Origin of the sequence: Microcystis sp. M53598_WE2, assembly GCF_030067735.1 — a bacterium.
Taxonomy (GTDB): domain Bacteria; phylum Cyanobacteriota; class Cyanobacteriia; order Cyanobacteriales; family Microcystaceae; genus Microcystis; species Microcystis aeruginosa.
Genome location: NZ_JASJFE010000239.1, coordinates 1 through 5634, shown reverse-complemented (window position 1 = coordinate 5634; position 5634 = coordinate 1). Strand labels below are relative to the sequence as shown.

Annotated in this window: 4 protein-coding genes; all 4 read left to right on the top strand. The window is 47.7% G+C overall.

Translation table 11 applies throughout. From position 1 onward, the window contains the following. A partial coding sequence (locus PX636_RS05040) for an ABC-F family ATP-binding cassette domain-containing protein (RefSeq protein ID WP_288116387.1) occupies positions 1-863 on the top strand: 863 nt, incomplete at its 5' end. A gap of 49 nt (positions 864-912) precedes the next feature. Beyond that, positions 913-1368, top strand: coding sequence for a peroxiredoxin (locus PX636_RS05035; protein WP_002760875.1), 456 nt, complete (start codon positions 913-915; stop codon positions 1366-1368). Positions 1369-1860: 492 nt separating this feature from the next. Beyond that, positions 1861-3204, top strand: coding sequence for a chloride channel protein (locus PX636_RS05025; RefSeq protein WP_002795724.1), 1344 nt, complete (start codon positions 1861-1863; stop codon positions 3202-3204). A gap of 421 nt (positions 3205-3625) precedes the next feature. After that, the gene (locus PX636_RS05020; protein ID WP_002795723.1) at positions 3626-4843 is read left to right on the top strand and encodes an ATP phosphoribosyltransferase regulatory subunit; all 1218 of its coding nucleotides are present in this window, start codon (positions 3626-3628) and stop codon (positions 4841-4843) included. Positions 4844-5634 lie beyond the last annotated feature (791 nt).

Sequence of the window (5634 nt, the reverse complement as noted above, 5' to 3'; positions counted from 1 at the left end):
GGGCCAGTGCCACCCGCAGTACCCAAGCAAAAAGCCGGGAAAAACAATTAGAAAAGGTAGAAAAAATTGAAGCCCCAATTGCCGATGTGCGTACCTTAAAATTCCAGTTTCCTCCAGCAGTGCGTAGTGGTCGGGAAGTGGTAACTATTAAAAATATTGTTCACATTTACGATGATAAAATTCTCTTTTTGGGAGCAAATCTGGAAATAGAAAGGGGCGATCGAGTGGCGTTTTTAGGACCAAATGGTGCAGGAAAATCCACGCTTTTACGTTTAATTGTTGGGTTAGAACTCCCCACAGAAGGCTCGATCGAAATCGGTAAACATAACGTTATTCCTAGTTATTTTGAGCAGAACCAAGCGGAAGCTTTAGACCTAACTAAAACCGTTTTAAATACGATTCATGATGAAGTTCCCGATTGGAAAGATGTGGAAGTTCGCAGTCTTTTAGGGCGATTTTTATTCAGTGGGGAAACGGTATTAAAAAAAGTAGAATCTTTGAGTGGTGGCGAAAAAGCGCGTCTTGCTTTAGCCAAAATGTTACTTGCTCCCGCTAACTTATTAATTCTCGATGAACCCACTAATCACCTCGATATTCCCGCCAAGGAAATGTTAGAATCGGCTTTAAAAGTTTATGAAGGCACGGTTTTAATTGTTTCCCATGATCGTTATTTTATCTCCCAAGTAGCTAACAAAATTGTCGAGATTCGGGAGGGCGAATTAATTGCCTACGCAGGAGATTATCACTATTATCTAGAAAAACTAGACGAAGAAAAACAAAAAGCCGAACAAAAACGCATTGAAGCAGAAAAAGCGGCCAAAGCTGCTGCTAAACGGGCTAAACAAAAGACCAAAAAAGGTTAGAATATAAAGCATCACCCTATCCACGATTATCCATTCATTAATTAATCTTATGGCAGCTATAAAAGTAGGCGATCGAGTTCCCAATTTTTCTCTCCCTTCCCAAACAGGGGCAACGGTTAATGTCAGCGATTTAATCGGTAAAAAATCCCTGGTAATTTATTTCTATCCCAAAGATGACACTCCGGGTTGTACCGCAGAATCCTGCGCTTTCCGCGATAGTTACGAAGTGTTTACCGATGCGGGTGCGGAAGTTATTGGTATTAGTGCCGATAGTCCCCAATCTCATCAACAATTTGCCCAAAAATATAATCTTCCCTTCACCCTTTTAAGTGATAGCGATAACCGAGTCCGGAAATTATTCGGTGTTCCCTCTACCTTATTCGTCCTCCCCGGACGAGTTACCTATATCATTGATCAAGAGGGAATCGTCAGACATATTTTCGATTCTATGTTAGATTTTAAAGCTCACGTTACCGAATCTTTGAACACGATTAAATCTTTTTAGGTTGATGATTATGCAAGAAATTAAAACATCTATCCCATAATTGGGACAGTTCTGACTTAAAAATAAAATTAATGGTGTGTTAATTTTGACTAACACACCCTCAATCTGCTTTAGTTATTGGCAAAAATGACGGCTGGAAACAGAAGGCTAACATAGGCAAAGCTAACAGCCAAAAGTTTGTCGTTATTCCTTATAAACGTCTAATTGAAATGTTAACTTATACTAAATCCGTTGAGTAGTGGTTTCAAGTTACAACATCCTAAGAAAAGGATTCCAAAATCCGTTCAGCTATGGGATAGAGAGGTGCGTAGTTCAGCCAAGGAGAATTAATCTCTCGAAGTAAAAGTGAAGGGAATTTCTCAAATAGAATTCAGTCTGTTTATATTTGACTATACTTTTACTAACTATATAGTAAAGACTTTCAGGGTGTTTTGCTTGACCACTCCAATGGACTTGCTATAGGAACGATAAAAGTTTAACTTTCTTGGCACGATGCTAAATAACAAACTACAACTTCTGTTAACCAGGGTAGGCCCATGGGCTGTTGGCGGCCTGCTCGGCGGTTTGATCGGCTCTCTGGCCGCGGTACTACTGACTGAGGCAATTAAGCAAACCCTCAGGATTGCCTCTGACCTAGACAAAGTCTGGCTACTGCTGCTGCCTCTGGTGGGCGTTACCTTAGCAGTGCTAGTCCTGTTTGGACTGGGTAGGGGGCAACCCGTGCAGACCTTAGCTCCCCGGGGGGCAACTTCCTCTAGTCGCTGGGGTTCTCTCATGGACTGGTACTCCTTCCCCCATGACATTGCTCGCGCCGACCTGACCGGTGACGTGGTGAACGCATCCGGCGCCGAAGAGCGGTTCCCTTGGAATCTAGCCCCGTTGCGCGCCCTGGCCATCCTCTCCACCGTTGGACTGGGTGCGCCCATGGGAACAGAATCACCGGCAGCTCATATTGGCGTGGCGACAGGAACCTGGTTAGGTAGCATAAATCCAGCCCTAGGTCAACTGGTGCGGCCCCTGGCCATCGGTGGCGGTGCGGCCAGTGTTTCTGCCCTGATGGGAATCCCTCTGGTAGGCAGCTTTTTTATGTTTGAGTTGAGTCAGCGACGCCAGGTTCCGATCACCCCTGAGCGGGCAGCGGCGATGTTAGCCGGGGGACTGGTGGGATGGGGAGTCAACGCTGCCTTTAAGCTGCAACTGATCCGGCTGGTCGTGCCGCAGGTTGCCCCGACTGACTTCTGGGATGCGGTGGGTGCCACTTTGTTGATCGGAGTGATCGCCGGCACGATTACAGCCCTCACTGGTGAGGCGATCTACTGGGCCAGAGGCTTGCGGGACAGGCCCGCCACTCGTCTCCTGATCGGTGGCCTGGTGATGCTATTCTTGGCGATCGTGATCGGACAGGTGGCGACCCCCGCAGCGGCTTTTGGACCAGGGGGAGCCGCTATCGTCTGGGCCGAAAACATTAAAACAACTCCTTACCACCTGTTGGCAGTGGCTCTGCTCCGGGCCGCGGCCACCACCGCTGCCGTTTTAGCCGGGGGCTGTGGCGGCGTGTTTGTCCCTTTTCTGGCGATCGGCGACCTCAGTGGCCGGGTGTTCGCAACCACCTTTGAGATTTCGGGGGATCTGGCGGGTGCGGCGGGGGCAGCGGCCGGTATTGCTGGCGGCTATCGCCTACCTCTGACCGCCATGGCGATGGTACTGGGGGTGGGTGGACCGGGGGCAGCCCAGCTAACCTGCCTTGCCACAGTGGTGGTCGCCGCCCTTTCGGGATTGGTGGCCGCACGGGCAGCCAATCAACTCTCCAGTTCCCTGCGCGCAATGTTCCGCTAGAAGCCACCGTCAGGGGATTGACAATCTCCGCACTTTTAGGGCGGAGATTCTTGGGCAACATCTTGCCTCTACTAGCAACCAGCAATTCTCAGTTTTAGACATAGCAAGCCTTTTAGGGATTTAAAGAACATTTTAAAGGGGGATTTTTGGGGCAACTTTGGGTGTACTATCACGTCAAAAGCCTGAAGACTCGTGACATGAAATTTGCAATCCCATTGAATTTGACCCCGTATTATGGGAACTAACCCCCAAAAGCCTTGCTACAGGGCAAATTTAGAATTGCTGTCTTCACCCCGACATTTGAGATCAAAACCCCTAAGAGGATTTGTTAGGGGTTTTTACCTATCAGAAAACTGGTCACAACTTGTCGTAAAGTGAAATAGGACTGACCAGTGCCACCGATTTTGATTAGCAAACTCCCATGATTCATCAACCCCCGGCGGGGACAAGGGATTTATTACCCCTAGAAGTTACCCAAAAAGGCTGGATTAACGATCGCCTTCAGTCTGTCTTTCAGCGTTGGGGCTATCAAAGGATCGTCACCTCCACCATTGAATGGCTCGATACCCTCACCGCAGGCGGTGCGATCGATCCCAGCACCGTGATCCAACTCCACGGGGATAGTCAAGGACTATCGGGATTACGCCCTGAATTAACCGCTTCCATTGCCCGCAGTGCCGTCACCCGCATGAGTGGGGAGTCCTATCCCCAACGTCTCTGTTATCGGGCTAACGTTTTTCGTCGCCCTAGCGCCGGTTATCACGGTCGTCAAGTGGAATTCTATCAAGCGGGGGTAGAACTGCTCTTTTCTGGCGGTTTACTAGCCGATGCCGAGATTTTACTGCTCCTGGCCGACTGTTTCGATAGTTTGGCCGTCCCTAACTGGCAGATTATTTTAGGAGAAGCGGGTTTGACTCGTTCGCTACTTTCTCCCTTTCCGGATCCCTTACGCGAACAGGTGAAACGCTGTTTAGCCCTCCTCGACTACGTTAGCCTCGAAAATCTTCCCTATCCCAACGAAACCCTCCGGCAGCAAGCCCGACAATTATTTCACCTGCGCGGTAATCCTCAGGATGTCCTCGCACAAGTGGCCGTATTAGCCCGGGAAGAATCAGCCCAAAAAGCCGTTAATAACCTTAAATCCCTAGTAGAGCTGCTTAATGCTGATCGCTCTGGTCCTTTCCCCCTAATTCTCGATTTAAGTCTGATTCAAACCTTTGATTACTACACCGGCATCGTTTTTAAGGCGGTTAGTGATCACCAACAAAATCTCAGTATTTTAGGCCAGGGCGGACGCTATGATCAATTATTGGGCGTTTTTCATCCCCAGGGCCAATCGGCTCCGGGTATCGGTTTTTCCCTGAATATCGAAGAACTGCACGAAAGTTTATTATCAGGGCAGACTTTACCCACTCAAGCTCCTCCCCTCGACTGGTTGCTTATCCCTTTGGGTAATAACGCCCAGATAGCGACTTTTAGTAAGGCTCGCTCCCTTCGCACCGGTGATCCGAATCTGAGGGTGGCGATCGATTTAGGGGGTCGCAGCGAGGCACAAATTCGTACCTATGCCCGCGATCGAATGATTAAAAATCTCGCCTGGGTGCAGGAAGATGGTTCCGTGATCGAAGAATCTCTCTAAAAGGGGGCAAAAGCAGCGAAAATACTGCCTTCTGCCCGCTGCTATAGGACTCTATCTAGGGTTTGCGGCAAAAAGTACGGGCGAAGCATTCGGGCAATAACCTATCGGTGAAACCGCAGATTTTTTATCCGAATGCTTCGCCCCTACAGGACGGGGGCCGATGAAAACGCAAGGTTTTGAAGCACGATTCCCTCAAAATCTTGCACCTGTTTCGCGAGAATAGACCTCGTTTCCAAACATAAACCAGAAGAGCCGTTCAAAAAACTTTATAAATAATATTGATTGGTTTGTTTATAATAACCCCCATTAATACCCACTGAAACCATAATAAATCATAAGCAAAAATCAATGTTAATAATCGATTCTAGTCTATACCAGAGATGAACGTGGGTTGGGTTAAAGCATGAAACCCAACGCTGACGGCGATGATTGAGCCGCTTCTTGGCATGGTAACGACTAGGGCTGTCCCAAGTGCGGGAAACGGCGATTTTAAAATTTTTACTCTTTATTCAGGAAAAAATCATGTCAACTCCTTTTTTGGTCAAAGATATCCTTCCCGGTGCCTTTAACTCCTACCCCAAATATCTGACGGCATTATATAGTTTTACCAATAAATGTTAGAACAAAGATGTAGATGTAGGTTGCTCTAATGGGAAGTTTTGTGACGACAAGTAGCATTGATGATATTTATGGGGAATAATAGATTTAGATGAGTGCCTAACTTTCCAATTGGTAGCGACTTGCCATGAACCCAACAACCGCCAATTATGATGAACCCTGGAAAGAAGCAT

Bases quoted from the DNA above. Each gene is read 5' to 3' on its own strand.
- PX636_RS05025 (WP_002795724.1), top strand. From the start codon at position 1,861: ATGCTAAATAACAAACTACAACTTCTGTTAACCAGGGTAGGCCCATGG.
- PX636_RS05035 (WP_002760875.1), top strand. From the start codon at position 913: ATGGCAGCTATAAAAGTAGGCGATCGAGTTCCCAATTTTTCTCTCCCT.
- PX636_RS05020 (WP_002795723.1), top strand. From the start codon at position 3,626: ATGATTCATCAACCCCCGGCGGGGACAAGGGATTTATTACCCCTAGAA.